The sequence below is a fragment of the Streptomyces sp. NPDC051921 genome, from assembly GCF_040680975.1.
In the GTDB taxonomy this organism is placed as follows: Bacteria; Actinomycetota; Actinomycetes; order Streptomycetales; family Streptomycetaceae; genus Streptomyces.
Genome location: NZ_JBFAXU010000007.1, coordinates 184,765 through 210,440, shown reverse-complemented (window position 1 = coordinate 210,440; position 25,676 = coordinate 184,765). Strand labels below are relative to the sequence as shown.

20 protein-coding genes are annotated in these 25,676 nt (G+C 73.3%); 11 read left to right on the top strand and 9 right to left on the bottom strand.

Features of this window, described 5'->3' with window-relative positions:
• Positions 1–2: 2 nt before the first annotated feature.
• The 4 genes from AB0M16_RS12270 to AB0M16_RS12255 all read right to left on the bottom strand — a co-directional run bounded on the left by AB0M16_RS12270 (position 3) and on the right by AB0M16_RS12255 (position 4,694).
• Positions 3–443: a hypothetical protein gene (locus AB0M16_RS12270; protein WP_365341676.1), complete on the bottom strand. Its 441-nt coding sequence runs from the start codon at positions 441–443 to the stop codon at positions 3–5.
• Positions 440–1,315, bottom strand: coding sequence for a trypsin-like serine protease (locus AB0M16_RS12265; protein WP_365341674.1), 876 nt, complete (start codon positions 1,313–1,315; stop codon positions 440–442). Before AB0M16_RS12265 ends, AB0M16_RS12270 begins: the two co-directional genes overlap by 4 nt.
• Positions 1,316–1,816: 501 nt before the next feature.
• Complete coding sequence (locus AB0M16_RS12260) at positions 1,817–2,320, bottom strand: hotdog fold thioesterase (RefSeq protein ID WP_365341672.1); 504 nt, start codon at positions 2,318–2,320, stop codon at positions 1,817–1,819.
• 85 nt (positions 2,321–2,405) lie between these two features.
• Positions 2,406–4,694, bottom strand: a complete 2,289-nt coding sequence (locus AB0M16_RS12255) for an FdhF/YdeP family oxidoreductase (RefSeq protein WP_365341670.1) — start codon at positions 4,692–4,694, stop codon at positions 2,406–2,408.
• Between the two features lie 154 nt (positions 4,695–4,848).
• Between AB0M16_RS12255 and polA the strand changes: the two genes are divergently transcribed.
• Positions 4,849–7,569, top strand: coding sequence for a DNA polymerase I (gene polA / locus AB0M16_RS12250; RefSeq protein WP_365341668.1), 2,721 nt, complete (start codon positions 4,849–4,851; stop codon positions 7,567–7,569).
• A gap of 86 nt (positions 7,570–7,655) precedes the next feature.
• Here the strand turns inward: polA and AB0M16_RS12245 are convergent, their stop codons facing one another.
• On the bottom strand, positions 7,656–8,600 hold the full coding sequence (locus tag AB0M16_RS12245) for a DUF4184 family protein (protein WP_365341666.1): 945 nt from the start codon (positions 8,598–8,600) through the stop codon (positions 7,656–7,658).
• A 200-nt stretch (positions 8,601–8,800) separates the two neighbouring features.
• Here AB0M16_RS12245 and AB0M16_RS12240 point away from each other — a divergent pair, with 200 nt between their 5' ends.
• From AB0M16_RS12240 to AB0M16_RS12230, 3 genes are all read left to right on the top strand, one after another.
• The gene (locus AB0M16_RS12240; RefSeq protein WP_365341664.1) at positions 8,801–10,528 is read left to right on the top strand and encodes a lytic transglycosylase domain-containing protein; all 1,728 of its coding nucleotides are present in this window, start codon (positions 8,801–8,803) and stop codon (positions 10,526–10,528) included.
• A 164-nt stretch (positions 10,529–10,692) separates the two neighbouring features.
• Positions 10,693–10,833: an SPW_0924 family protein gene (locus AB0M16_RS12235; protein WP_365341662.1), complete on the top strand. Its 141-nt coding sequence runs from the start codon at positions 10,693–10,695 to the stop codon at positions 10,831–10,833.
• 11 nt (positions 10,834–10,844) lie between these two features.
• Complete coding sequence (locus AB0M16_RS12230; RefSeq protein ID WP_365341659.1) at positions 10,845–11,852, top strand: DUF3068 domain-containing protein; 1,008 nt, start codon at positions 10,845–10,847, stop codon at positions 11,850–11,852.
• On the opposite strand, the gene hrpB is transcribed toward AB0M16_RS12230, so the two are convergent.
• Both hrpB and AB0M16_RS12220 read right to left on the bottom strand, forming a co-directional pair.
• Positions 11,836–14,397, bottom strand: a complete 2,562-nt coding sequence (hrpB, locus tag AB0M16_RS12225) for an ATP-dependent helicase HrpB (protein ID WP_365341657.1) — start codon at positions 14,395–14,397, stop codon at positions 11,836–11,838. The genes AB0M16_RS12230 and hrpB overlap by 17 nt on opposite strands.
• A gap of 211 nt (positions 14,398–14,608) precedes the next feature.
• Positions 14,609–15,442, bottom strand: coding sequence for a class I SAM-dependent methyltransferase (locus AB0M16_RS12220; protein ID WP_365341655.1), 834 nt, complete (start codon positions 15,440–15,442; stop codon positions 14,609–14,611).
• A gap of 361 nt (positions 15,443–15,803) precedes the next feature.
• Between AB0M16_RS12220 and rpsA the strand changes: the two genes are divergently transcribed.
• The 4 genes from rpsA to AB0M16_RS12200 all read left to right on the top strand — a co-directional run bounded on the left by rpsA (position 15,804) and on the right by AB0M16_RS12200 (position 19,566).
• Positions 15,804–17,306: a 30S ribosomal protein S1 gene (rpsA, locus tag AB0M16_RS12215; protein WP_345489430.1), complete on the top strand. Its 1,503-nt coding sequence runs from the start codon at positions 15,804–15,806 to the stop codon at positions 17,304–17,306.
• A 185-nt stretch (positions 17,307–17,491) separates the two neighbouring features.
• Positions 17,492–18,430 carry a PAC2 family protein gene (locus AB0M16_RS12210; RefSeq protein ID WP_365341653.1) on the top strand — a complete coding sequence of 313 codons (939 nt, stop codon included), beginning with the start codon at positions 17,492–17,494 and terminating at the stop codon, positions 18,428–18,430.
• Positions 18,431–18,461: 31 nt separating this feature from the next.
• Positions 18,462–19,067 carry a dephospho-CoA kinase gene (gene coaE, locus AB0M16_RS12205; protein WP_365341651.1) on the top strand — a complete coding sequence of 202 codons (606 nt, stop codon included), beginning with the start codon at positions 18,462–18,464 and terminating at the stop codon, positions 19,065–19,067.
• 127 nt (positions 19,068–19,194) lie between these two features.
• Positions 19,195–19,566, top strand: a complete 372-nt coding sequence (locus tag AB0M16_RS12200; protein WP_365341649.1) for a tetratricopeptide repeat protein — start codon at positions 19,195–19,197, stop codon at positions 19,564–19,566.
• 36 nt (positions 19,567–19,602) lie between these two features.
• Here the strand turns inward: AB0M16_RS12200 and AB0M16_RS12195 are convergent, their stop codons facing one another.
• On the bottom strand, positions 19,603–19,872 hold the full coding sequence (locus AB0M16_RS12195) for a DUF6343 family protein (protein WP_365341647.1): 270 nt from the start codon (positions 19,870–19,872) through the stop codon (positions 19,603–19,605).
• A gap of 136 nt (positions 19,873–20,008) precedes the next feature.
• On the opposite strand from AB0M16_RS12195, the gene AB0M16_RS12190 reads away from it, so the two are divergent.
• Entirely contained in the window at positions 20,009–20,716 is a 708-nt protein-coding gene (locus tag AB0M16_RS12190; RefSeq protein WP_365341645.1) for a class I SAM-dependent methyltransferase, read from the top strand.
• On the opposite strand, the gene AB0M16_RS12185 is transcribed toward AB0M16_RS12190, so the two are convergent.
• Complete coding sequence (locus AB0M16_RS12185) at positions 20,706–21,041, bottom strand: hypothetical protein (RefSeq protein WP_365341643.1); 336 nt, start codon at positions 21,039–21,041, stop codon at positions 20,706–20,708. The two genes, AB0M16_RS12190 and AB0M16_RS12185, sit on opposite strands and share 11 nt — an antisense overlap.
• Positions 21,042–21,234: 193 nt before the next feature.
• On the opposite strand from AB0M16_RS12185, the gene AB0M16_RS12180 reads away from it, so the two are divergent.
• Positions 21,235–24,135, top strand: coding sequence for a DEAD/DEAH box helicase (locus tag AB0M16_RS12180; protein ID WP_365341641.1), 2,901 nt, complete (start codon positions 21,235–21,237; stop codon positions 24,133–24,135).
• Positions 24,132–25,451 carry an SWIM zinc finger family protein gene (locus tag AB0M16_RS12175; protein ID WP_365341639.1) on the top strand — a complete coding sequence of 440 codons (1,320 nt, stop codon included), beginning with the start codon at positions 24,132–24,134 and terminating at the stop codon, positions 25,449–25,451. Before AB0M16_RS12180 ends, AB0M16_RS12175 begins: the two co-directional genes overlap by 4 nt.
• The last annotated feature ends 225 nt before the right edge of the window (positions 25,452–25,676 follow it).

Here is a 25,676-nt window from a genome sequence, read left to right as displayed (position 1 = left end):
CGTTACGAGGGAGATGGCCGGGAACCGCTGGTCGGAACTCTCTGTTCGCTGGGCGGGCGCCAGTTCTCCGAACTACCGGTCGCCCCCTTCGCCGCCTCGCAGCGTCGCCGCGCCTCCCGATCGGTGAGCGCGAAGGCCGCCTCGCGGCCCCGGCCCCGCTCCTCGGCCCGCGCCGCCACCAGCACGTCGTCGTGGATCTCGTACTGCTCGTTGGACATCCCCTTCTGCTCCCAGTCGAGCCCCGCCCACTTGCTGCCCTTCAGGGCCTCTTTCACCCAGTACGAGACGAGACTTGTGCACACGTCCGCCGGTGAGCTGGTGCGCGGCGCCGGGCTCCGGGCCGGCTGCCGGGCCGACTCGCAGCCGGCGGACACGGTCAGGAGACACCCGGCCAGGGCCGCTGCGATCGCGGCCCTGGCCGGGTGGAACCGCCTGCGGGTCACGGCAGTTGCACGTACGGCTTCAGGAAGTCACGCGCGCCGGGAGTGTCCAGTCGGTACACCACGTTGGTGGCGTAGCAGGGCGTGTCACCCGTGATCGTGGTGGCGACCAGGGTCAGCCTCCCGCCCAGCGTGGCGAAGTTCGGCCCGCCCGAATCCCCGTAGCAGGCACCGCCGTTGCCCTGCGGGGCCGTCATGCCCAGCCGGATCCACGCGGCGTTCAGCGCGTCGAAGGAGACCGGCGCCTTCATGCGGACGCCGCCGCCGGGATGGGTCTGGCCGCCCGGCCCGCGCCGCGCCTCCTGGGTCCCGTAGCCGGCGACCAGGAACGAGGTGTCGTCCAGTCCCTGGGGGCCGAGCGCGCCGAGCGCACCCGCCTTCGGGAGCGCCGCCGGCGTGAAGGACCAGCGCTCCCTGATCTTGGCCGAGGGCAGTTCGATCACCGAGATGTCATGCGTGTCGGCCGCCGGCCCGGGGTAGGCGGGGTGACTGTGCGCGACGCCCTCGATGGCCACGGCCCGCGCGACGGCCGCCGGGTCCCCCGGGTGCTCGGCGGCGGCGCGGTCCAGACCGGTCTGCACGTCCTGGTCGAGGGAGACGTGGAAACGCACGTTCTCCGGCCAGTCCGTCGTGCAGTGCGCCGCGGTCAGGAAGGTGTCCGCGTCGATCATGGTCCCCGAGCAGACCCAGTCGACCCGGTCGGGGGTGCTCGGATCGGCGTCGTCGTCCCAGGTCGCGATCAGCGCGCCGACCTCGGTGCGTTCGGGCGCGGGGGTCGCGTTGTACGAGTTGATCGCGGCGGACGGTACCGCGGTGGCGAGAACGGCGGCGCAGGCCGCGGCGGCCGCCAGGGTGATGGCGCGTGGCGCAGTCACGGGTGTCCCCTCGTCGTGTGAGCGGACCGCCAGTGAAGCGGGTGTTGCGCGAGGGGACAAGAGGCCCTGGGAAAAGGGGAGTTCAGGAAGGTGCCCGAGGGGCGGCGTCCGGGCATCGGAGCGCGGGAGGATGCCCGGCGACGGCGACGGCGACGGCGACGGCGGGGAGGGGCCCGGGGCCGGAGCGGGAGAGGGGTGTCCGGACGGTTCGGGCGACCTCCACGAGCGAAGCAAGAGGAGCTCGACGCCCGCGCCCCCGCCCCCGCGGAGGCCACGGACCCCGGGCGGGCGCGGGCTCACCGGTCCGGGCCCCGGGCGGGCGCGCGGGGTTCCGGCGGCGTCGCGGGTCACCGTCCGGACCCCGGCGGGTGCACGGGGTCACGGTCCGGACCCGGGCGGGCGCACGGGGTTGACCGGCCCGGACCTGGGCGGGCGCACGGCGGCGGCGGCCCGGACCCTGGCGGGGCGCCGGGGCCCTGTCGCCATCGCCGGAGGGGCGTCTCAGGCCCCGTCGACCCGTCCCGCCGCCGGCAGGTTGTCCGCGTCCTTCGCGCCGATCTCCCGCAGCATGCAGGTCAGCCGCGCCGAGCACACCCGCTTGTCCTGCTCGTCCGTGATCACGATCTCGTACGTCGCGGTGGACCGCCCCCGGTGCACCGGCGTGGCGACCCCGGTCACCAGCCCGCTGCGCGCCCCGCGGTGGTGCGTGCAGTTCAGGTCCACACCCACGGCGATCTTGGACACCCCGCCGTGCAGCATCGAGCCGATCGACCCCAGGGTCTCGGCCAGTACCGCCGAGGCGCCGCCGTGCAGCAGCCCGTACGGCTGGGTGTTGCCCTCGACCGGCATCGTCCCGACCACCCGGTCCGCCGACGCCTCCAGGATCTGCACGCCCATCCGGTTCCCCAGGTGCCCGGCCGAGAAGAGGGCCGGCAGGTCGACACCGAGCGAGGCGTACTCGTCGATGACCTCCTGCGGAAACTTCACATGCTGCTGCTCACCCATGGCCCGGCTCCGTTCGTCTTCGTACGGCTGTCGATCACTGTGTACCGCCACCCACCCGCGCACCACCCACGTGCTGAGCAAGCGCTTAGGCGGACGGCTGCCGCGATTCTTCCAGACGCACGATCACGGACTTGCTGGCGGGGGTGTTGCTGATGTCGGCCGTCGACTCCAGCGGCACCAGCACGTTCGTCTCCGGGTAGTACGCGGCCGCGCAGCCCCGGGCCATCGGATAGTGCACGACGCGGAAGCCGGGCGCCCGCCGCTCGCTGCCGTCGGTCCACTCGCTCACCAGATCCGCGTACGCCCCGTCCGCGAAGCCCAGCGCCGCCGCGTCCTCGGGGTGCACCAGGACCACGCGGCGCCCGCCCGTGATGCCCCGGTAGCGGTCGTCGAGACCGTAGATCGTGGTGTTGTACTGGTCGTGCGAGCGCAGCGTCTGCAGCAGCAGCCGCCCCTCCGGGACCTTCGGGAACTCGACCGGCGCCGCCGTGAAGTTCGCCTTCCCCGTCGCCGTCGGGAACCGGCGCTCGTCACGCGGCGCGTGAGGCAGCGCGAAACCGCCCGGATTGCCCGCGAGCCGCGCGTTGAAGTCCTGGAAGCCGGGGATCACGCGCGCGATGCGGTCGCGGATCACCGCGTAGTCCGCCTCGAAGTCCTCCCACGGCGTGGCCGAGCCCGCCCCGAGCACCGCCCGCGCCATCCGCGCCACGATCGACGGCTCGGACAGCAGCTGCGGGCTCGCCGGCGGCAGGTTGCCGCGCGAGGCGTGCACGAGGCCCATGGAGTCCTCGACCGTCACGAACTGCTTTCCGCTCTTCTGCACGTCCTTGTCCGTGCGGCCGAGCGTCGGCAGGATCAGCGCGCGCGTGCCCGTGACCGCGTGCGAGCGGTTCAGCTTCGTCGACACGTGCACCGTCAGGCGCGCGTTCCGCATCGCCGCCTCGGTCACCTCGGTGTCCGGGGTCGCGCCCACGAAATTGCCGCCCATGGCGAAGAACACCTTCGCCTCGCCGTCGCGCAGCGCCTCGATCGAGCGCACCACGTCGAAGCCGTGGTGACGCGGCGAGACGATCCCGAACTCCTTGTCCAGGGCGTCGAGGAAGGCCGCCGCGGGCCGCTCGAAGATCCCCATCGTGCGGTCGCCCTGCACGTTGGAGTGCCCGCGCACCGGGCACACCCCGGCGCCCGGCCGGCCGATGTTGCCGCGCAGCAGCAGGAAGTTGACCACCTCGCGGATGGTCGGCACGGAGTGCTTGTGCTGGGTGAGGCCCATCGCCCAGCACACGATGGTCCGCTCCGAGGCGAGCACCATCTCCAGCGCCCGCTCGATCTCCGCGCGGGAGAGTCCGGTCGCGGCGAGCGTCTCCTCCCAGTCGGCGGCCTTCGCGGCCGCCGCGAACTCCTCGTACCCGTGGGTGTGCGCGTCGACGAACTCCTCGTCGACGGCTCCGGGGGTGTCCAGGACCAACTTGTTGAGCAGCCGGAACAGTGCCTGGTCGCCGCCGATGCGGATCTGCAGGAAGAGATCGGTGAGCGCGGCGCCCTTGAGCATGCCCTGCGGCGTCTGCGGGTTCTTGAACCGCTCCAGGCCCGCCTCCGGCAGCGGGTTCACGGAGATGATCCGCGCCCCGGCCGCCTTCGCCTTCTCCAGGGCGGACAGCATCCGCGGGTGGTTCGTCCCCGGATTCTGCCCGGCGACCACGATGAGGTCCGCCTGGTGCAGGTCCTCCAGGGAGACGCTGCCCTTGCCGATGCCGATCGTCTCGTTGAGCGCGGAGCCCGAGGACTCGTGGCACATGTTGGAGCAGTCGGGCAGGTTGTTGGTGCCGAACTCGCGGGCGAACAGCTGCAGCAGGAACGCCGCCTCGTTGCTCGTCCGCCCGGAGGTGTAGAAGAGCGCCTCGTCGGGGGAGGAGAGCGCGGTCAGCTCCTCCGCGATGATCGCGAACGCCCGCTCCCAGGACACCGCCTCGTAGCGGTCGGCGCCCTCGGGCAGGTACATCGGCTGCGTGATCCGGCCCTGCTGGCCCAGCCAGTAGCCGCTGCGGGTCGCCAGGTCCGCCACCGGGTGCGCGGCGAAGAAGTCCGGCGTCACGCGGCGCAGCGTCGCCTCCTCGGCGACCGCCTTGGCCCCGTTCTCGCAGAACTCCGCCACGTGTCGCTTGTCGGCCTCCGGCCAGGCGCAGCCGGGGCAGTCGAAGCCGTCCTTCTGGTTGACCTTCAGCAGGGTCCGCGCGGTCCGCCGCACGCCCATCTGGGCCTGGGCGATCCTCAGCGTGTGCCCGATGGCGGGCAGCCCGGCGGCCGCGTGCTGCGGCGCCGCGACCTGCGGCGCGTCCTGGACCGGGTCGCCGACCGGCGGCTTGCTGACCATCGCGCTCTCCCTTGAGCGGTGGAGGACCTCGTACGCCCCCGATCCTGTCACGCCCCACCGACAACGGACCACGCGCGGTCCGCGCACCTACCGTGCGCGGTCGGTCACGGTCGGCGTGGACGGGAATGTCAGTGACGCGTGGCAGGATCGTCCCGTGGCCGAGACAGCAGCGAAGAAGACCGAGATGACCGAAGAGAACCGCCCGCGCCTGCTCCTCATGGACGGGCACTCCCTGGCGTACCGGGCGTTCTTCGCGCTCCCCGCGGAGAACTTCACCACCGCGTTGGGGCAGCCGACGAACGCGATCTACGGATTCGCGTCGATGCTGGCGAACACGCTCCGCGACGAGGCGCCCACGCACTTCGCCGTCGCGTTCGACGTGTCCCGCAAGACCTGGCGCTCGGACGAGTTCCCGGAGTACAAGGCGAACCGCTCCAAGACCCCGGACGAGTTCAAGGGGCAGGTCGAGCTGATCGGCGAGCTGCTCGACGCCATGCACGCCCCCCGCTTCGCGATCGAGGGCTTCGAGGCGGACGACGTCATCGCCACCCTCGCCACCCAGGCCGAGGCCGCAGGCTTCGAGGTGCTCATCGTCACCGGCGACCGCGACTCCTTCCAGCTGGTCACCGACCGCACCACCGTGCTGTACCCCACCAAGGGCGTCTCCGAGCTGACCCGCTTCACCCCGGAGAAGGTCCAGGAGAAGTACGGTCTCTCGCCCTCGCAGTACCCGGACTTCGCCGCCCTGCGCGGCGACCCGTCGGACAACCTGCCCGGCATCCCCGGCGTGGGGGAGAAGACCGCCGCCAAGTGGATCAACCAGTTCGGCTCCTTCGCCGAGCTGGTGGAGCGTGCCGAGGAAGTCAAGGGCAAGGCAGGCCAGAACTTCCGTGACCATCTGGAGTCGGTGAAGCTCAACCGCCGCCTCACCGAGATGGTCCGTGACGTCGAGCTGCCCAGGACCGTCCAGGACCTGGCCCGCGAGCCGTACGACCGCACGGCCGTCGCCCTCGTCCTCGACACCCTGGAGATCCGCAACCCGTCGCTGCGCGAGCGGCTCCTCGCCGTCGACCCCGGCGCCGCCGAGGAGACCGCCCCCGCCCCGGCGCCCGGCGTCGAGCTGGACTTCACCGTCCTCGGCTCCGGGGAGCTCGCCGACTGGCTCGCCGAGCACGGCGGACAGCCGCTCGGTGTCGCCACCCTCGACAGCTGGGCCCTCGGCACCGGCAGCGTCGCCGAGGTCGCCCTCGCCTCGGGCGACGGCGCGGCCGCCTGGTTCGACCCGTCGCAGCTCGACGAGGCCGACGAGAAGACCTGGGTCGAGTGGATCGCCGACCCGGCCCGCCCCAAGGTCATGCACAACGCCAAGGGCGCCATGCGGGTCTTCCCCGAGCACGGCTGGAGCGTCGCCGGCGTCACCATGGACACCGCCCTCGCCGCGTACCTGGTGAAGCCCGGCCGCCGTTCCTTCGCCCTCGACGCGCTCTCCGTCGAGTACCTGGGCCGCGAGCTGGCCCCCGCGGCGGCCGCCGACGGCCAGCTCGCCTTCGGCGCCGACGACACCGCCGAGGCCGAGGCCCTGATGACCCAGGCCCGGGCCGTCCTCGACCTCGGGACCGCCTTCGAGGAGAAGCTCGCGGAGGTCGGCGCGAAGGAGCTGCTCCACGAGGTCGAACTCCCGACCTCGGCCCTCCTCGCCCGCCTGGAGCGGCACGGCATCGCCGCCGACCGGGACCATCTGGAGGCCCTGGAGCAGCAGTTCGCCGGAGCGGTGCAGCAGGCCGTGAAGGAGGCGCACGCCTCCGTCGGCCACGAGTTCAACCTGGGCTCGCCCAAGCAGCTCCAGGAGGTCTTCTTCGGCGAGCTCAACCTGCCCAAGACGAAGAAGACCAAGACCGGCTACACGACGGACGCCGACGCGCTCGCCTGGCTGGCGGGGCAGACCGAGCACGAGCTCCCGGTGATCATGCTCCGCCACCGTGAGCAGGCCCGCCTGCGCTCCACGGTCGAGGGCCTGATCAAGACCGTGGCCGCGGACGGTCGCATCCACACCACCTTCAGCCAGACGGTGGCCGCGACCGGCCGCCTCTCCTCGACCGACCCCAACCTGCAGAACGTGCCGGTGCGGACGGACGAGGGCCGCGCCATCCGTCACGGCTTCGTCGTCGGTGAGGGCTTCGAGGCCCTGATGACCGCCGACTACAGCCAGATCGAGCTGCGCGTGATGGCCCACCTCTCCGAGGACGAGGGCCTCATCGAGGCCTTCGCCTCCGGCGAGGACCTGCACAACACGGTCGCCTCGCAGGTGTTCGGGGTCGAGCGCTCCGCCGTCGACGCCGAGATGCGCCGCAAGATCAAGGCCATGTCGTACGGCCTGGCCTACGGCCTCTCCGCGTTCGGCCTCTCCCAGCAGCTGAACATCGACCCGGCCGAGGCCCGTGGCCTGATGGACACCTACTTCGAGCGCTTCGGCGGCGTGCGCGACTACCTGCGCCGGGTCGTCGACGAGGCGCGGGCGACCGGTTACACCGAGACCATGCTCGGCCGCCGCCGCTACCTGCCGGACCTTAACAGCGACAACCGCCAGCGCCGCGAGGCCGCCGAGCGGATGGCCCTCAACGCCCCGATCCAGGGCACCGCGGCGGACATCGTCAAGGTCGCCATGCTCCGCGTCGACCGTGCCCTCACCGAGGCCGGCCTCGCCTCCCGCATGCTCCTGCAGGTCCACGACGAAATCGTCCTCGAACTCGCCCCCGGCGAGCGCGACCAGGTCGAGTCCCTTGTCCGCGAGAACATGGCCGACGCAGCCGACCTCCGCGCCCCCCTGGACGTCTCGGTCGGCGTGGGCCCGAACTGGGACTCGGCGGCCCACTGACCGAGGGGCCCGCCCCTGCGGGGGCGGGCCCCTCGGCGGGACCCACCCCGCTCGGTGCGCGATCCGCCCGACCGGGACGGGAGGGATCAGCGCGGTCCCGGACGGGAGCGTTCCGGCGTACGCCCGGTCGCCGGACCCGCCGAACGGTCCGCCCCTGCGAAACCGTCTCCGGTACGCCCTTCGGCGCGCTCCTCCGGCTGCCCCGCCTGCCCCGGGGCTCCCGGCCGCGCCGACCACAATCGCACCCGCAGCCCCGTCCCGTAGAGCACCACCCCGAGGAACAGCCCGGCACCCGAGCCGAAGCAGAACGTCGGGATGACGTCCAGAGGCGTGTCGACCCAGCCCCAGTACGCGTACCAGCGCAGCACCCGATGGGCCGCGCCGGCCAGGACGCACGCCCCGATCACCCCCGCCGCGAGCCGCCGCCCGCGCCGGTCGAGGACGGGGAGCGCCGCCGGTACGGGAGTGTCCGCCGGCACCGCCCGCAGCGCCCGTACCGCGCACCAGGTGAGCAGGACCAGGGCGAGCGCCGAACCCCCGTACTGCGCGTACAGATAGACGGGAAGACCGCCCACCACCTCGCCCAGGACCGGGATCAGTCGCGTCCCCCACCGGTCGAGATGCGTGAACGCGTCCCACACGACGTGCGTCGTCGCCCCGAGCGCGGCCGAGACGCCGAACCAGAAGGCGAGCAACGCCGGACGGCGCTCCCGCCACGGTCGGCCGCGGAGGATCGCGTACACCCGGCCGCGCCACCGCTGCGGCAGCAGTGCCACGAGCGGCTCCCGCACCAGCAGCCACAGCCCCACCAGGGCGGCCGTGATGAGCACGTCGACGGTGACGACGCCCAGGAAGGAGTGGGTGACCTTCCCGAAGAACATCGCGTCGGGCACGGCCGTCGCCGCGAAGTAGGTCATGTCGGGGGAGAAGGAACCGGCGACCAGCGCCGACGCCACCAGCGGACCGCGAGCCGTCCCGTTCCGGCGGATGCCTGGCAGGACAGCGGCGGCATGGCTGAGCGTGAACGGCACGAATCTCCCCCTCGTCCGATGTGCCCGGAGTGCGTCCAGTATTCAGGACCGATCGGCGTCGAACGACCGGACGGCCAAGTGGTGACGAAACCGTGAAACACGGTCAGGGCGCGGTGTTGGGGTGACCCGAGTTGGCATAGGGTCTGCAGTCGGACCCGCGCGGGGAGCGCGGACGCGGGACACGGGGAGGGACCACACGTATGGCAGCGCACTTGGGCCGTCGGCTGCGCAGGGGAGCCACCAGCGGCGCGGTGGTGGCGGCGGCCGTCGCGGCGCTCGCCGCTTCGCAGGCGCCGGGCGCGACACCGCCTGCGGACAGCGCGAGCGGTGACCTGCCGATCGGCGCGGGCGACACGACCACGCCCCCGGACGGCTCGGCTTCCGGCGACACGCCGTACTACACCGACCTGCCGCCGCTGAACACCCCCAACAAGCCGGGTGCTCCCACCAATCTGCCGCTCATCACCGGCCCCGCGCAGGCCGGCATACCCGCGACCGTCCTCGCCGCCTACCAGCGCGCCGAGCAGTCGATACGGTCGACCGACCCCAGCTGCAACCTGCCGTGGCAGCTCCTCGCGGGCATCGGCAAGGTCGAGTCCGGGCAGGCGCGCGGCGGGGCCGTCGACGCCAACGGCACGACCACCTCCCCGATCCTCGGCCCGGTCCTCAACGGTGTCGGCTTCGCGAACATCTCGGACACGGACAAGGGCGCCTACGACGGCGACGCCGTGCACGACCGCGCGATAGGCCCGATGCAGTTCATCCCGTCCACCTGGGCCACCTGGGGCCAGGACGCCAACGGCGACGGGAAGAAGGACCCGAACAACATCTACGACGCGGCCCAGGCCGCCGGCCTCTACCTCTGCGCCAACGACCGCAACCTCGCGGTCAAGGCGGACCTGGACCGGGCGATCCTCAGCTACAACCGCTCGACGGAGTACCTGAACACCGTCCTGTCCTGGTTCGAGTACTACAAGCGCGGCACCCACCAGGTGCCCGACGGCACCGGCGTGCTGCCCGGCGACCGCAGCGACAACCGGGGCGTCACGCCCGGCCGGACCACCCCGTCCCCGACCGCTCCCGTCACGCCGAAGCCCACCACCCCGGCCAAGCCCAAGCCGACGCCGACCACCCCGCCCACCACCGATCCGGCGGCCAAGGTCGTACGCATCAGCAGCGCCGCCTCCGGCACCCTCAGCGCCACGGCGGGCAGCACCTTCGCGAACCGGGCCGCGGTCCAGGCGGTCGACCTGGCCGGCAAGCCGGTCGCCGGCGTCCAGGTGCGCTTCCGGATCGAGGGGGAGACGGACGCCCGCTTCGCCGTCGGCGCCCGCGAGGTCACCGCCGTCACGGCGAGCACCGGCAAGGCCGCCGCGCCGACCCTCAGGGCCGGCGAGCGGACCGGTGGCTTCAAGGTGACCGCCACCGTGGTGGGCCGGAGCCTGAACGCCGTGTCGTTCACCGCGAACGTCACCGAGCGCACCGCCGACACGCTCACCCGCCTCGACGCCAAGGACCTCGCGGCCACCACCGGCGGCGAGTTCACCGACCCGGTGCGGATCAAGGCCGTCGACGGCGGGTCGATCGCCTCCGGCGTCGCCGTCATGGCCACGTTCGTCACCTCGGCGAGCGACCCGGAACCCGCCACCGACGGCCCCTTCTTCAAGGCCGCGGACGGCTCCGTGGTCCGCACCCTCACCGTGAGGACGAACGCCGAGGGCCTCCTCGAACTGCCGACGATCTTCGCGGGCGACAAGGCCGGCACCTTCACCCTGCGGCTGACCGCGCCCGGCGGTGGCACGGTGACCGTCGAGCTCAAGGTCACCGCCCCGGAGCCCGAGCCGACCCCGACGCCTTCCCCGTCCGGGTCGACCACGCCGACCCCGGCGCCGTCGGCGTCCGCGCCGGAGGCCACGCCCTCCTCCTGACGCCGCCTCACCCGCGCCCACCGCGTCGTCGCCGCCCCCGTGTCCCCTGTGGACCCGGGGGCGGCGCCGTGCGTTCTGAGTGCAACGTGTTCTCATCTCGCGATCGCGTTGCTACGGTGCCCCCGCCCTGACGATGCATCAGATCGAGTACCGGGAGGCCGACCATGCGTGCCCTTGCCGCAGCCGTCATCGGACTCGTCCCCGTCCTCCTCTTCGTCCTGCTCGTCTCCCTGGTCGATCTGCCGCCGGACGGACCCACCTCACCCAAACCCCTGCTGACCGCCGATCCCGGCCCCAAGAAGTGAGGGGCCGACCGATGCGCCGCCGAGCCAGCCTCGTCCTGCTCGCCTTCGCCGTCTTCTTCGCCGCGATGGCCCCCACCCTGCGCTGGTACGCCTTCCCGCGCCTCGCCAAGATCCCCCCGAACCAGTACCAGGAGACGGTCCTGGAGGCGAAGCCGGCCACCCTGCTCAACTACGGGACGCTCACGTCCGAGAAGGTCGACAAGATCACGATCGTCCAGACGCTCAAGGGCAACGTCGAGGAGTCGAAGAGGATCGAGGCCGACGCCGGTCGCGACGTCGTCGTCTGGGACTCCCTCTCCTACGTCCTCGGCCCCGACGGCAAGATGGTCTCCAAGATCCCCGAGCGCTACATCTTCGACGCCCACACCCAGGACCCCGTCCACGCCACCGGCGAGATGGTCGACGGCGACCCGGTCCGGCGAGAGGGCATCGAGTTCAAGTGGCCCTTCCTCACCGAGAAGCGGGACTACCAGTACTTCGACGCCCAGACCCGCACCTCCGCCCCCATCCACTACAAGGGCACCCGCACCTTCCGAGGCCTGGAGGTCTACTACTTCGAGCAGACCGTCCCGTGGACCAAGGTGCCCATGCCCAAGACGATGCCCGTCCAGGGCATCACCCCCGACCTCCTCGCCAAGACCGGCCTCACCCGCTGGTACACCACCAAGCGCATGTTCTGGATCGACCCCGTCACCGGCGCCCCCGTCAACGGCGAGGAGATCCACCAGGAGGAGCTCCGCAACGCCCGCGCCCTCATGGGCCAGGACACCGTCACCGTCTTCGCGGGCCACGTGAAGATGCGCGAGGACTACATCGTCTACGTCGTCGACCTGGTCAAGAGCAACCGTCTGATGGTGCTGATGCTCGTCTCCTATCTCCCGTGGAGCTTCACCGTCCTGGCCCTCCTCCTGCTCGCCCTCTCCCTCTGGCTCGAAGCCCGCTCCCGCCGCCCCGCACCCGCGACCGGCACCGACCCCGGACCGGAGACCGGGCCCTGCCCACTCACCGCTCCCGCCTGAGCCGGGCACTGGTGTGCCGGGTGGGCTCCGCCGCCGACGGGTCCTCCGGCCACGGGTGCTTGGGATAGCGGCCACGCAGCTCCGCCCGCACCGCGCGGTACCCCTCCCGCCAGAACGAGGCCAGGTCGGAGGTCACGGCGGCCGGCCGGCCGGCGGGGGAGAGCAGGTGCACCAGGACGGGCACCCCCGCCACCCGAGGCGTCTCGGCGAGCCCGAACATCTCCTGGAGCTTCACCGCGAGCACCGGCCGCTCCCCGTCGTACTCCACCCGGATCCGCGATCCGCTCGGCACCTCGATCCGCTCGGGCGCCAGCTCGTCGAGCCGTCCCGCCTCGCCCGTCGCCCACGGCAGCAGCCGCCGCAGTCCCTCGCCGGCGTCGATCCGGCCCAGATCCGCGCGCCGCCGCGCCCGGGACAGCTCCGGCTCCAGCCACTCCCCGGCCCGGCCGAGCAGCGCCTCCTCCGACACGTCCGGCCACGGCTCGCCCAGCTCCCGGTGCAGAAAGGCCAGCCGCCGCCGCAGCTCCTCGGCGTCCCTGCCCCACCGCAGCAGCGCCGTGCCCTCCCGGCCCAGCCCGTCGAGCAGCGCCTGCCGCACGAGCTCCGGATCGGCCCCGTCCCGCAGCGGGCGGACCGTGAGCTCCACCGCCCCCAGCCGCTCCACCGACCGGGCCACCACGTCCCCGTCCTCCCAGTGGACCTCCTCGCCCACGCTCAGCAGCCGGCCCGCCGCCCACCGCGCGATCCGCTCGTCCACCACGGCCGCGAGCCGCACCCGGGCCGTGGCGCTCTGCGCCGTCCGGTCCGCCACCGCCACGGCCAGCCACCGGCCGGCCGCGCCGAGCCGCGAACCCTCACCGAGCCGCGCCCCCGTGCCGGACACCATCAGATACCCGCCCTGCTCCCGGGCCCGCGCCACCCGCTCCGGGAAGGCGAGCGCCGTCACCAGACCGGCCACCTCGTCGTCCCCGGCCGTCCCGTCCCCCGCCCGGCCGCCCCCGCCGGCGGCGGCCTGCTCGTCCCCGGCCGAGCGCTCCAGGCGCCGCACCTCCGCCTTCCAGCGCGCCGCGTACCCGTCGCCGCCCCGGCGCGCCTCACGCCACGCCGCCGCCAGATCGTCCCCGTACTCCCGCGGCGGCTCCTCGCTCAGCAGCGCCACCACCTCGGCCGCCCGTCGGGCGCCGACCTCGGCGGCGCCGTCGAGGAGCGCCCGGCCGAACCGCGGGTGCAGGCCGAGGCGCGACATCCGCACCCCACGGTCGGTCGCCCGGCCGTCGTCGTCCACGGCGCCGACCGCCGTGAGCACCGCGCGGGCCGCCGCCATCGCCCCGGCGGGCGGCGGGTCCAGGAGCGCCAGCCCGGCCGCCGTCGGGTCGCCCCAGCAGGACACCCGCAGGGCGAAGTCCGCCAGGTCCGCGATCCTGATCTCAGGGGAGGGGAAGCGGGCCCGGCCGCCGTCCTCGGCCTCCGCCCAGCAGCGGTAGGCCACCCCGGACGCCTCGCGGCCGGAGCGGCCGGCCCGCTGGGTCGCCGCCGCGGTCGACACCGGCACCGTGGCCAGTGAACCCAGACCCCGCGCATGGTCCGTCCGCGGCTCCCGCGCGAGCCCGGAGTCCACCACGATCCGCACCCCCGGCACGGTCAGACTGGACTCCGCCACCGACGTCGTCAGGACCACCCGACGCCGCCCGCCGGGCTCGGAGCCTCTCAATACCGCGTCCTGCACCGCCGCCGGCGCCCGGCCGTGCAGCTGCATCACCTCGGCGTCCAGATCCGCGAGCAGCCCGGCCGTCCGCGCGATCTCGCCCGTGCCGGGCAGGAAGCACAGCACGTCGCCCTCATGCCGGTCCATCGCCAGCCGAACCGTCGCCGCCACATGGCGCAGCAACGCCGGGTCCACCCACGTGCCGTGAGAAGGGCGGATCCCGGCCGGCGGCGCGGCGAAACGGACCAGGAAACCGTGTCCCTCGCCCCTCGCCCGCACGACCGGCGCGGGCCCGCTCCCGTCGAGCACGGTGAGCAGCTGGGCCCACGCCTCCGCGTCGCTCGTCGCCGACGCGGCGATCAGCTTCAGCTCCGGCCGGAGCGCCGCCCGCACGTCCACCAGGAACGCCATCGCCGTGTCCGCGTCCAGATGCCGCTCGTGACACTCGTCGAGCAGCACCACGTCCACCCCGGCCAGCTCCGGATCGCGCTGCAGCCGCTGGAGCAGGACGCCCGTGGTCACCACCTCGACCCGGGTCGCGGGCCCGGCCCGCCGCTCCCCGCGCACGGAAAAGCCGACGGCCCCACCGACGTCCTCGCCGAGCAGCCATGCCATCCGCCGCGCCGCCGCCCGCACCGCCATCCGGCGCGGCTCGGCCACCAGCACCCGGTGCTCCGGCCCGTCCCCTATAAGACCCGCGAGGGCCAGCGGGACCAGCGTGGTCTTGCCGGTCCCGGGCGGGGCGTGCAGCACGGCCGTGCCGCGCTCCTCGAGCGCGGTCAGCAGCTCGGGGACGGCATGGCGGACGGGAAGACGGTCGAGCGCGTCGTGTCGGATCACACGGCAAGTCTCGTACGCCGGGGCGACCCGGTGCGTCCGGCTGTCCACAGCCCCCACCGATTCATATGACTAATGGGAAGCGCGGGGGCGCGAGGGGTGCGGGGGAGGGGTACGGGGGGAGAGGGGTACACGGCGGGGATGCAGGGCTCTGCCGGCATCCCCGCCCCCGCCCCCCTCGACGCCCCCTCGACGCCGGCTCGTCGCCCGCTCGCTAGTCGTCCGTCCGCTCGCAGACGAAGATCGCCGTGCCCGGGATCAGGTTCCCCCGCAGCGGGGACCAGCCGCCCCACTCCTGGCTGTTCCAGGCAGGCCACTCCGGCTCCACCAGGTCGAGCAGCCGGAAGCCGCCGGCGACCACGTCCCGCACCCGGTCCCCGATCGTCCGGTGGTGCTCGACGTACACCGCGTGGCCCCGCTCGTCCTGCTCGACGTACGGGGTCCGGTCGAAGTAGGAGGCCGCCACCGACAGCCCCTCGGGACCCGGCTCGTCCGGGAAGGCCCAGCGGATCGGGTGCGTCACCGAGAACACCCACCGGCCGCCCGGCCGCAGCACCCGGCGCACCTCGCGGAAGACCCGTACCGGATCGGCCACGAACGGCACCGCGCCGTACGCCGAGCACGCCAGGTCGAAGGCGCCGTCACGGAACGGCAGCGCCCCCGCGTCCGCCTCCACCAGCGGAACGTCGCCGCCGATCCGCAGCGCGTGCTGGAGCTGCCGGTGGGAGAGGTCGAGGGCGACCGGCCGGGCCCCCTGGGCGGACAGCCAGCGCGAGCACTGCGCCGCGCCCGCGCCGATCTCCAGGACGTCGAGCCCCTTCAGCGAGCCGGCCGGCCCGAGCAGCGCCGCGTCCGCCTCGTCCAGGCCCTCCGGCCCCCAGACGAACCGGTCGTCCCCCAGGAACGCTCCGTGCTCGCTCTGGTACTCGTCGGCGTTCCGGTCCCACCATCCCCGGCTGGCCAGGCTGCTCTCCGCGTCCCCCGCGTCACGCCGGGTCGCCTCCGCCTCGTCCTCGGGGCCGTCTTCCTGTCCGTACTCTTGGTTCATCTCGCCCGTCGATGTAGTTTGCGCTCAGTGCCGCGCACGCAGATGCGACGCGGTCGTCCGCGCCCAGGATGGCCTGGGCCGAGACGAGTTGTGCCGGATATGCGGCGATCCGCCCCGGGTGTGCGCTTCGCGCATTGACCCTGTCCGGCCGCCCCCGTATGCTAAAGGTTGCGCTGCGGGCCTGCGCGCCTCAGACGGAGCAGGCCGCGCTCGCATCTGTTGTATGTCCCCTCGGTTCTCGAGGCGCCCCCCGTTCGTCGGGTAAGGCGTTTCTTTGGCTGTCCGGCTTCTTCAGCTGCGATACGGGCTCTCGGCGTAGCAGTACCTACGACTTCATGTCCGTACCGGAGCCCTTTCCCACATGACGAGCAGCACCGAGACCACCGCCACCACCCCGCAGGTTGCGGTCAACGACATCGGTAACGAGGAAGCCTTCCTCGCCGCGATCGACGAGACGATCAAGTACTTCAACGACGGCGACATCGTCGACGGCGTCATCGTGAAGGTCGACCGGGACGAGGTCCTGCTCGACATCGGTTACAAGACCGAAGGTGTCATCCCGAGCCGCGAGCTCTCGATCAAGCACGACGTCGACCCGAACGAGGTCGTCAAGGTCGGCGACGAGATCGAGGCCCTGGTTCTCCAGAAGGAGGACAAGGAAGGCCGCCTGATCCTCTCGAAGAAGCGCGCCCAGTACGAGCGTGCCTGGGGCACCATCGAGAAGATCAAGGAAGAGGACGGCATCGTCACCGGTACCGTCATCGAGGTCGTCAAGGGTGGTCTCATCCTCGACATCGGCCTCCGCGGCTTCCTCCCGGCCTCCCTGGTCGAGATGCGTCGCGTCCGCGACCTCCAGCCCTACGTGGGCAAGGAGCTCGAGGCGAAGATCATCGAGCTGGACAAGAACCGCAACAACGTGGTCCTGTCCCGCCGCGCCTGGCTCGAGCAGACCCAGTCCGAGGTTCGCCAGACCTTCCTCACGACCCTCCAGAAGGGTCAGGTCCGCTCCGGCGTCGTGTCCTCGATCGTCAACTTCGGTGCCTTCGTGGACCTGGGTGGCGTCGACGGCCTCGTGCACGTCTCCGAGCTGTCCTGGAAGCACATCGACCACCCGTCCGAGGTTGTCGAGGTCGGCCAGGAGGTCACCGTCGAGGTTCTCGACGTGGACATGGACCGCGAGCGCGTCTCCCTGTCGCTGAAGGCGACCCAGGAGGACCCGTGGCAGCAGTTCGCCCGTACCCACCAGATCGGCCAGGTCGTTCCGGGTAAGGTCACCAAGCTGGTTCCGTTCGGTGCGTTCGTCCGCGTGGACGAGGGCATCGAGGGTCTGGTCCACATCTCCGAGCTGGCCGAGCGCCACGTGGAGATCCCGGAGCAGGTCGTCCAGGTCAACGACGAGATCTTCGTCAAGGTCATCGACATCGACCTCGAGCGTCGTCGCATCAGCCTCTCGCTGAAGCAGGCCAACGAGTCCTTCGGTGCCGACCCGGCCTCGGTCGAGTTCGACCCGACCCTGTACGGCATGGCCGCGTCCTACGACGACCAGGGCAACTACATCTACCCCGAGGGCTTCGACCCCGAGACCAACGACTGGCTGCCGGGCTACGAGGCCCAGCGCGAGGCGTGGGAGACCCAGTACGCCGAGGCGCAGCAGCGCTTCGAGCAGCACCAGGCTCAGGTCATCAAGTCCCGCGAGGCCGACGAGGCCGCCGCTGCCGAGGGTGGCGCCGCCGCTCCGGCCGGTGCCCCGGCGGGTGTCTCCGGTGGTTCGTACTCCTCGGAGTCGGACGACAACTCCGGCGCCCTGGCGTCGGACGAGGCCCTGGCTGCCCTCCGCGAGAAGCTGGCCGGCGGCCAGAGCTGAATCCGGCTCTCCGCTGAGCTCCAGTAGCTGACGACGAGGCCCGTCTCCCTTCGGGGAGGCGGGCCTCGGTCGTTCCCCGCCGCGGCCTCCCCGCGGTTCTCCCCGCGGCCATTTCGCCACGGAGGCGGGAATGGCGGTGCACCGCCCGGCGTTGTGCTGGAAGAACGCGAGGAGGAGCGGAAATCGTGCTTGATCCCCAGGATTTGTACGAATGGGACCAGAAGGGCCTGGCCGTGGTGGACATGGCCCTGGCGCAGGAGTCGGCCGGGCTGGTCATGCTCTACCACTTCGACGGCTACATCGACGCAGGTGAGACCGGCGAGCAGATCATCGACGGCCTGCTCGACACCCTGCCGCACCAGCTCGTGGCCCGCTTCGACCACGACCGGCTCGTGGACTACCGCGCCCGCCGCCCCCTGCTCACCTTCCGCCGCGACCGCTGGACCTCCTACGAGACGCCCTCCATCGAGGTGCGGATCGTCCAGGACGCCACCGGCGCGCCCTTCCTGGTGCTGTCCGGTCCGGAGCCGGACGTCGAGTGGGAGCGGTTCGCCGCCGCCGTGCGCCAGGTCGTCGAGCGTCTCGGCGTCCGCCTCTCGGTCAACTTCCACGGCATCCCCATGGGCGTCCCGCACACCCGCCCGGTGGGCCTCACCCCGCACGGCAGCCGCACGGACCTCATGCCCGGCCACCGCAGCCCCTTCGACGAGGCCCAGGTGCCCGGCAGCGCCGAGTCCCTCGTCGAGTTCCGCCTCACCGAGGCCGGCCACGACACCCTCGGCGTCGCCGCCCACGTACCGCACTACGTGGCCCGCTCCCCGTACCCGGACGCCGCCCTGACCGCCCTCGAGGCCATCACCGCCGCGACCGGCCTGGTCCTGCCCGGCGTCGCGCACGCCCTGCGCACCGAGGCGCGGCGCACCCAGACCGAGATCGAGCGCCAGATCGGCGAGGGCGACGAGGAGCTGACGGCACTCGTCCAGGGCCTTGAGCACCAGTACGACGCGGTGGCCGGCGCCGAGACCCGCGGCAGCCTGGTCGCCGAGCCGGTCGACCTCCCCTCCGCCGACGAGCTGGGCCGTGAGTTCGAGCGCTTCCTGGCCGAACGGGAGGGCGACGCGTAGCGGCCCGGTCACGGGTTCTAAGCTGCCGCTCATGCTGAAGGTGGGTCTGACCGGTGGAATCGGCGCCGGCAAGAGCGAAGTGTCCCGGCTGTTCGTCTCCTACGGAGCCGTACTGATCGACGCCGACCGGATCGCCCGCGAGGTCGTGGAGCCCGGCACGCCAGGGCTCGCGGCCGTCGTCGCGGAGTTCGGTTCCGAGGTCCTCACCCCCGAGGGCACCCTCGACCGGCCGAAGCTCGGTTCCGTCGTCTTCAACGACCCCGAGCGGCTGGCCGCTCTCAACGCGATCGTCCACCCTCTGGTCGGCGCGCGTTCCGCCGAGCTGGAAGGCCTCGCCGGCCCCGGAGACGTCGTCGTCCACGACGTCCCCCTGCTCACCGAGAACGGCCTCGCCCCCCTCTACGACCTGGTCGTCGTGGTGGACGCCGCCCCGGAGACCCAGCTCGACCGGCTCGTCCGGCTGCGCGGCATGACGGAGTCCGAGGCCCGCGCCCGCATGGCGGCGCAGGCCACCCGGGCACAGCGCCGCGCCGTCGCCGACCTGATCGTCGACAACGACGGTCCGCTGGAGGCCCTGGAGCCCCAGGTGCGCAAGATCTGGGAAGAGCTGCGGGAGCGGGCCGCGGAAAGCCGGTAGGCCGGCGCAGATCGTTCGCGCGCCGGGATGGGTAGGGATCGCGCAGGGCCGGGCGGGCCCGTACGACGTACGGAATACCGCCGCCCGGTCCGATGTTGCACCACCGCAGCGACGGAAGGATGCCAGCGTGCCCGAGCCGAACCCGCAGACGCACGTCATCGCCTTCCGCGCGGCCGAGCAGTTGCTCGAGGCTCGGGATCCGCGCGGTGCGATCAAGCTGCTGGACTCCCTCATCGAGGCGCACCCGGAGAGCAGGGCGGCGCGCCTGCTGCGGGCACGCGCGTACTTCGCGTCCGCCCAACTGCGCAGGGCCGAGCGCGAGTTCCAGCACATCGTGGACCACGAGCCGGACAACGCGTTCGCGCACTTCGCGCTCGCCCGCACCTTCCAGCGTTCCGGCCGCCCCGAGCAGGCCACCCGCCACTTCCGCCTCGCCGCCGCGCTCGACCCGAAGCCGGAGTACCTCGAGGCGGCCCGGTTCGACACGACGGCCGACTGACGCACGCCGTGTGCCGCGCGGCCCGCGCCCCCGGCGTCAGCGGCCACGGCCGCCGTGATCCGGCTCGTACGGGGGGACGTCACGCCCCGGCTGCCAGTGCGGGCCCTGCCGGATGTGACGCGTGACCATGACCAGGTCGGTGGCGGCCACCACGAACAGCACGCCGCACGCCGCCGCCCAGCCCGGCCGCTCGACCAGCGCGAACACCGTCGCACCGAAGGCGGCCCACAGCACCCCCCACAGGCTCAGCCAGAACCGCAGCCGCAGCGCACTGCGCGCGGTCGCCGGTTCACTGCCCGTCCGCATGACGCATCTCCCGGGTGAGGGCCCCGAAGACCTCGTGGCACTTCCAGCATCCACCCACGACACACGATCCGAAAGGCCCGTCCCGGGCCGGCCGCCGGCCCGCGACGGGCCGCTCGACGAGAGGACGTGAGAGGGCATGACCGCACGCGACGGGCACCAGGGCACCGGGCCGGGTCCGATCACCCCGGACGGCTGCGCCGTCGAGCTCTACCGCAGGCTGTCGGCCGGTGTCGAACCCGACGTGATCGCGGCCGCGGTGCCGCCCGGCGCCACCCTGCTCGAACTGGGCAGCGGCGCGGGCCGGGTGACCGGGCCCCTCACCGCCCGCGGCTTCGCCGTGACGGCGGTGGACGAGTCGGCCGAGATGCTGGCCGCGGTCGCCGAGCGCGCGCCGGGCGCGGAGACCGTGCGGAGCCCCATCGAGGCGCTGCGGCTGCCCCGCCGGTTCGACGCGGTGGTGCTCGGCTCGTTCCTCGTCCACACCGCCGACCACCGGACCCGGCAGGGGCTCCTGGAGACCTGCCGACGGCACGTGAAGGAGGACGGCCGCGTCCTGATCCAGCGCGAAGGGGCCGACTACCACGACGACCTGCCGCGGGAACGGCACGACCCCAGCGGCTGCACCGTGCGGATCCTGTCCGCGGAACCGGTCGGCGACGGGGTCGACCGGGTCTTCGCAGAGTACCTCTACCCGGACGCGCGCTGGACCCAGACCTTCCTGTCCCGGCGCCTGACCCCCGCGGCCTTCGAAGGCCACCTCGCGGCGGCCGGACTCGCCGTCGACCGCTGTCTGACGCGGGACGGCACCTGGGTGCTCGCCCGGCCCGCCCCGCTCAGTGGATGATGCTGTAGCTGCGCCAGGGCAGGGTGCCCGGCGCGATCTGGTCGCTGGTGTTGGTGGCCACGTAGATGGGGTCCTTGCCGCGGCAGTCCCGGGTCCGGTACATCTGGATGTCCAGCAGCGAGTGGTTCTCGACCCGCGTCACGCCCGTGGGCGCCAGCCGGTGGCAGCCCTTCACGGAGGGGCTGGTCACCGTCACCACGAGCTCGCGCCCGGTCTCGTACGAGATCGTGCCCACCGCGGTGCGGCCGAGACCCGAGCAGCCCGCGACGGCGAGCGAGAGCAGGACGGCCCCGCTGGCGATGGTGAGACGCCGGTGAAGGGACATGGCGGAATCCTCGTCTTTCGGGCGCGGCCGGCCGCGGCATGATCGCGACCGAAGCCTGTTCCCCGCCACAGTGCCGCCTCCGCGTCCGGCTGTCATGTTCCGTTGGGCCGCTCGGGGGAAGCGCGGTGGACGGCATTGTCAGACCCCACCCGTAAGGTCGGAGATCCAGTCGGAATCCGTCGCGGACCGGGAGGTGAGCAGCGCCGTGACCTTCGCCCTGTTCGGCAGCGCCGCCGTCTTCCTGCCCGCCGCCCTGCCACGGGACGGCCGGGTCGCCTTCTGGTGCCCCGACGGCGGGCCCCTGCCCGGCACCCGGCCGGACGAGGACGACGCCCCCGGTCCGCCCGGATCCGCCGAACGGGGCGAGCTGACCGTCGTCCGCCGGCACGGCACCGGGGCGCGCACCCGGACCGTGCCCGCCGTCCTGCTGCCCGTAGCGGAGGCCCTGCCCCACCTGGTCGCCGCCCGGCACCACCCGGCGGCGCACCCCGCGGCCGCCTGCTGGGGTGCCGCAGCCCTGCACGCCCTGCACCTGATCGCGCGCGGGCGCCTGCTGCCCGGGCTCACCGCCGACGACCACGACGCCTGGCGGGCCGGACCGCTCGACGCCGAGGACATCGCCCATCTGCGGGCGATCGCCGCCGCCATGCCGTACGAGGCGCACGCCGTGCCGGTGCCCGGCAGCGGCCCGCTCCGGCTGCCCGAGCCCGAGGCGCTGGTGCGCGCCTTCCTCGACGCCGTCGCCGACACGCTGCCCCGCACGCCCGCGGCGCCCCACGCGGTCGGCGCGCCGTTCGCCGCCCGCGAGGCCCGGCACCTGCCCCGCGCGCGTGCCTGGGCCGCCGAGGCCGCCGCCGGCATGGACGCCGGCGTCCGGGTCTCGCTCCGCCTCGACCTGTCCGGGTACGAGCTGTTCGACGTGGCGGGTGACGGCAGCGGCGCCGAGCGGCAGGCCGCCGCCGCTCTCCTCCAGGTGCACAGCCTCGCCGATCCCACCCTCGTCATCGACGCCGCCGCCCTCTGGGCCGGCGACGGCGACGAGCACTTCGGGCCGCGCGCCCGGATCGACGCGGTCCTCGCCCTGCGCCGCGCCGCCCGGGTCTGGCCGCCCCTCGGCCGCCTCATGGAGCGGGACGTGCCCGACGTCCTCTCGGTGTCCGAGGACGAGCTGTACGAACTGCTCGGCCCCGCCGCCGCCCGCCTCGCCGACGCCGGGGTCGCCGTGCACTGGCCCCGGGACCTCGCCCGCTCCCTCAGCGCCTCCGCCGTGGTCCGGCCCGCCCGCTCGGCTCCCGGCTCCGCCACCGACGGCACCGCCTTCTTCGACAGCACGGAGCTGCTCCGCTTCAACTGGCAGCTCGCCCTCGACGGCGACCCCCTCACCGCGCGGGAGATGGACCTCCTCGCCGAGGCCCACCGCCCCGTCGTCCGGCTGCGCGACCAGTGGGTGGTCGTCGACCCCGACCTCGTCCGCAAGGCCCGCAAGCGCGAACTCGGCCTGCTCGAACCGGTCGACGCGCTCGCCGTCGCCCTCACCGGTACCGCGGAGGTCGACGGGGAGACCGTGCCCGCCGTCCCCGTCGGCGCCCTCGCCGCCCTGCGGGACCGGCTGCTCGCCGGCCCCGAGGACATCCCCCCGCCCCCCGGCCTCGACGCCACCCTGCGCGACTACCAGCTGCGCGGTCTGGCCTGGCTCGACCTCATGACCTCCCTCGGCCTGGGCGGCTGCCTCGCCGACGACATGGGCCTCGGCAAGACCGTCACCCTCATCGCCCTCCACCTGCGCCGCGCCCACCGGGCGCCCACCCTCGTCGTCTGCCCCGCCTCGCTCCTCGGCAACTGGCAGCGGGAGATCCGGCGCTTCGCGCCCGGCGTACCCGTCCGCCGCTTCCACGGCCCCGACCGCTCCCTCGAAGGACTCGACGGCGGCTTCGTCCTCACCACCTACGGCACGCTGCGCACCAGCGCACCCCAGCTCGCCGCACAGGAGTGGGGCATGGTCGTCGCCGACGAGGCCCAGCACGTCAAGAACCCCTTCTCGGCGACCGCCAAGGCGCTGCGCACCGTCCCGAGCCCGGCCAGGGTGGCGCTCACCGGCACCCCGGTGGAGAACAACCTCTCCGAGTTGTGGGCGCTCCTCGACTGGACCACCCCGGGCCTCCTCGGCCCCCTCAAGGCCTTCCGTTCCCGGCACGCCCGCGCCGTGGAGAACAACGAGGAGATCGAGCACCAGGAGGCGGTCGACCGCCTCGCCCGGCTGGTCCGGCCGTTCCTGCTGCGCCGCCGCAAGTCCGACCCGGGGATCGCGCCCGAGCTGCCGCCCAAGACCGAGTCCGACCACCCCGTGGCCCTCACCCGCGAGCAGGCCACGCTGTACGAGGCGGTCGTACGCGAGACGATGGCGCAGATCGAGGGCGCCGAGGGCATGGCCAGACGCGGACTGATCATGAAGCTGCTGACCTCGCTCAAGCAGATCTGCAACCACCCCGCCCAGTACCTAAAGGAGCCGGTGCCCGACGCCGGTGCCCGGCCCCGGGCCGGGGCGCGCGCCCTGCGGCTCACCGGCCGCTCCGGCAAGCTCGCCCTGCTCGACGAGCTCCTCGACACGATCGTCGCCGAGGACGGGTCCGTCCTCGTCTTCACGCAGTACGTGACGATGGCGCGGCTCCTCGCCGACCACCTGGCCGCGCGCGGCATCGGCGCCCAACTCCTGCACGGTGGCACCCCCGTCGCCGAGCGCGAGCGGATGGTCGACCGCTTCCAGGCCGGAGAGGTCCCCGTCTTCCTGCTCTCCCTCAAGGCCGCCGGCACCGGACTCAACCTCACCCGGGCCGGACACGTCGTGCACTACGACCGCTGGTGGAACCCGGCGGTCGAGGAGCAGGCCACCGACCGCGCGTACCGCATCGGGCAGACCCAGCCCGTCCAGGTCCACCGGCTCATCGCCGAGGGCACCGTCGAGGACAGCATCGCCGAGATGCTGCGTGCCAAGCGGGCCCTCGCCGATGCCGTCCTCGGCTCCGGCGAGGCCGCGCTCACCGAACTCACCGACCGCGAACTGGCCGACCTGGTGTCCCTGAGGAGGCCCGCATGAGCCCCGACGGCCCCCGCCTCCCCGGCCGCCCCCGCACCGCCCGCCTCCGCTCCGGCGGAGCCCACGCGGCCCTGCCCCGTCACGACGACCGACGCAGGACCTTCCCCCAGCTCGCCCCGCGCGAGGCCCCCGACGGCCGGTTCGCCGCCACCTGGTGGGGCAACGCCTGGGTGGACGCCCTGGAGGACACCGCCCTCGACGCAGCCCGGCTCGCCCGCGGCAAGGCCTACGCCCAGCGCGGCCACGTCGACGCGATCACCGTGACGCCCGGCCGGGTCGTCGCCTACGTCCACGGCAGCCGCCCCCGGCCGTACCGCACCGAGATCCGGCTGCGGACCCTCGGCGACGACGACTGGGAGCGGTTCGTCGACGAGGCCGCCGCCCGGCCCGACCACATCGCCGCCCTGCTGGACAAGGACGTGCCGCACGCCCTGGAAGCCGTCACCGGACTCCTGCCCGCCCCCGGCGACCTCGTCCCCGACTGCTCCTGTCCCGACGACGGCTACCCGTGCAAGCACGCCGCCGCCCTCTGCTACCAGTCCGCCCGCCTCCTCGACGAGGACCCCTTCGTCCTCTTCCTGATGCGCGGTCGCGGCGAGCAGGAGATCCTCGCCGCCCTCACCCGGCGCAACGCGGCCCGCTCCGCCGCCGAGAGCGCCGGCGCCGCCCCCGCCCTGCCCACGGTTCCGGCCCGCGCCGCGCTCGCCCCGCTCACCGGTGGCCGCGTCCTGCCGGACCTCCCGCCGCCGCTGCCCGCCCCTTCGCACCCCGGACGCCCCGCGGTCTTCCCGGCCGATCCCGAGGCACCCGATCCGCTGGCCCTCGACCTGCTCGCCTCCGAGGCCGCGGCCCGCGCCCACACCTTCCTCGTCACCGGGCACGACCCGGTCGCCGCCCTCACCCCCTGGCAGGACGCCGTACGGCTGGCCGCCGCGCACCCCGGCTCCGGCCTCACCGCCTCCACCCGCGCCCTCTACCGGGACCTGGCCTACGCCCTCGACCGCACCCCCACCGACCTCGCCCGCGCCGTCGCCGCCTGGCGCCAGGGCGGCCCTGCGGGACTGACGGTCCTGGAGGAGCCCTGGGACCCGCCGGCCGGCCCCTTCGACCGGGCCCGACCCGCCCTGCTCGCCGCCGACCTGCCCGCCTTCCGACCCTGGCGCAACCGCCTGTCCAGCCGTTCCCTCCAGCTCCGCTTCGGTCGCGACGGACTCTGGTACGGATACGAGTCGGACACCGACCGCGAGGACTGGTGGCCGCGCGGCACGCCCGACGCCGACCCGGTCGGCGTGATCACCGATCTGCTCGGCAGGTGACCGACAGGCCGGGAAGGCGACTGACAGGCCGTCGGGTGACCGACAGACCGTCCGGTGACCGACAGACCGTCGGGTGACCGACTGGCCGGGGGACGAGCGGGCCGACAATCGGAGGATCGGCCCACCGCGGTCGTCAACCACGCGATCGACGGAGGGTCCAGGCTTCGCCCGCCAGGTCGGGTCGGTCGGGCGGACGCGGATCCAGGGCGCGGTGACCGGACGGCA

What these genes read in the sequence shown, in the direction of transcription:
- AB0M16_RS12240 (WP_365341664.1), top strand. Translation starts at nt 8,801, where the DNA reads ATGGCAGCGCACTTGGGCCGTCGGCTGCGCAGGGGAGCCACCAGCGGC.
- AB0M16_RS12185 (WP_365341643.1), bottom strand. Translation starts at nt 21,041, where the DNA reads ATGTCCCTTCACCGGCGTCTCACCATCGCCAGCGGGGCCGTCCTGCTC.
- coaE (WP_365341651.1), top strand. Translation starts at nt 18,462, where the DNA reads ATGCTGAAGGTGGGTCTGACCGGTGGAATCGGCGCCGGCAAGAGCGAA.
- AB0M16_RS12190 (WP_365341645.1), top strand. Translation starts at nt 20,009, where the DNA reads ATGACCGCACGCGACGGGCACCAGGGCACCGGGCCGGGTCCGATCACC.
- AB0M16_RS12230 (WP_365341659.1), top strand. Translation starts at nt 10,845, where the DNA reads ATGCGCCGCCGAGCCAGCCTCGTCCTGCTCGCCTTCGCCGTCTTCTTC.
- AB0M16_RS12195 (WP_365341647.1), bottom strand. Translation starts at nt 19,872, where the DNA reads ATGCGGACGGGCAGTGAACCGGCGACCGCGCGCAGTGCGCTGCGGCTG.
- rpsA (WP_345489430.1), top strand. Translation starts at nt 15,804, where the DNA reads ATGACGAGCAGCACCGAGACCACCGCCACCACCCCGCAGGTTGCGGTC.
- AB0M16_RS12260 (WP_365341672.1), bottom strand. Translation starts at nt 2,320, where the DNA reads ATGGGTGAGCAGCAGCATGTGAAGTTTCCGCAGGAGGTCATCGACGAG.
- AB0M16_RS12220 (WP_365341655.1), bottom strand. Translation starts at nt 15,442, where the DNA reads ATGAACCAAGAGTACGGACAGGAAGACGGCCCCGAGGACGAGGCGGAG.
- AB0M16_RS12255 (WP_365341670.1), bottom strand. Translation starts at nt 4,694, where the DNA reads ATGGTCAGCAAGCCGCCGGTCGGCGACCCGGTCCAGGACGCGCCGCAG.
- AB0M16_RS12235 (WP_365341662.1), top strand. Translation starts at nt 10,693, where the DNA reads ATGCGTGCCCTTGCCGCAGCCGTCATCGGACTCGTCCCCGTCCTCCTC.
- AB0M16_RS12175 (WP_365341639.1), top strand. Translation starts at nt 24,132, where the DNA reads ATGAGCCCCGACGGCCCCCGCCTCCCCGGCCGCCCCCGCACCGCCCGC.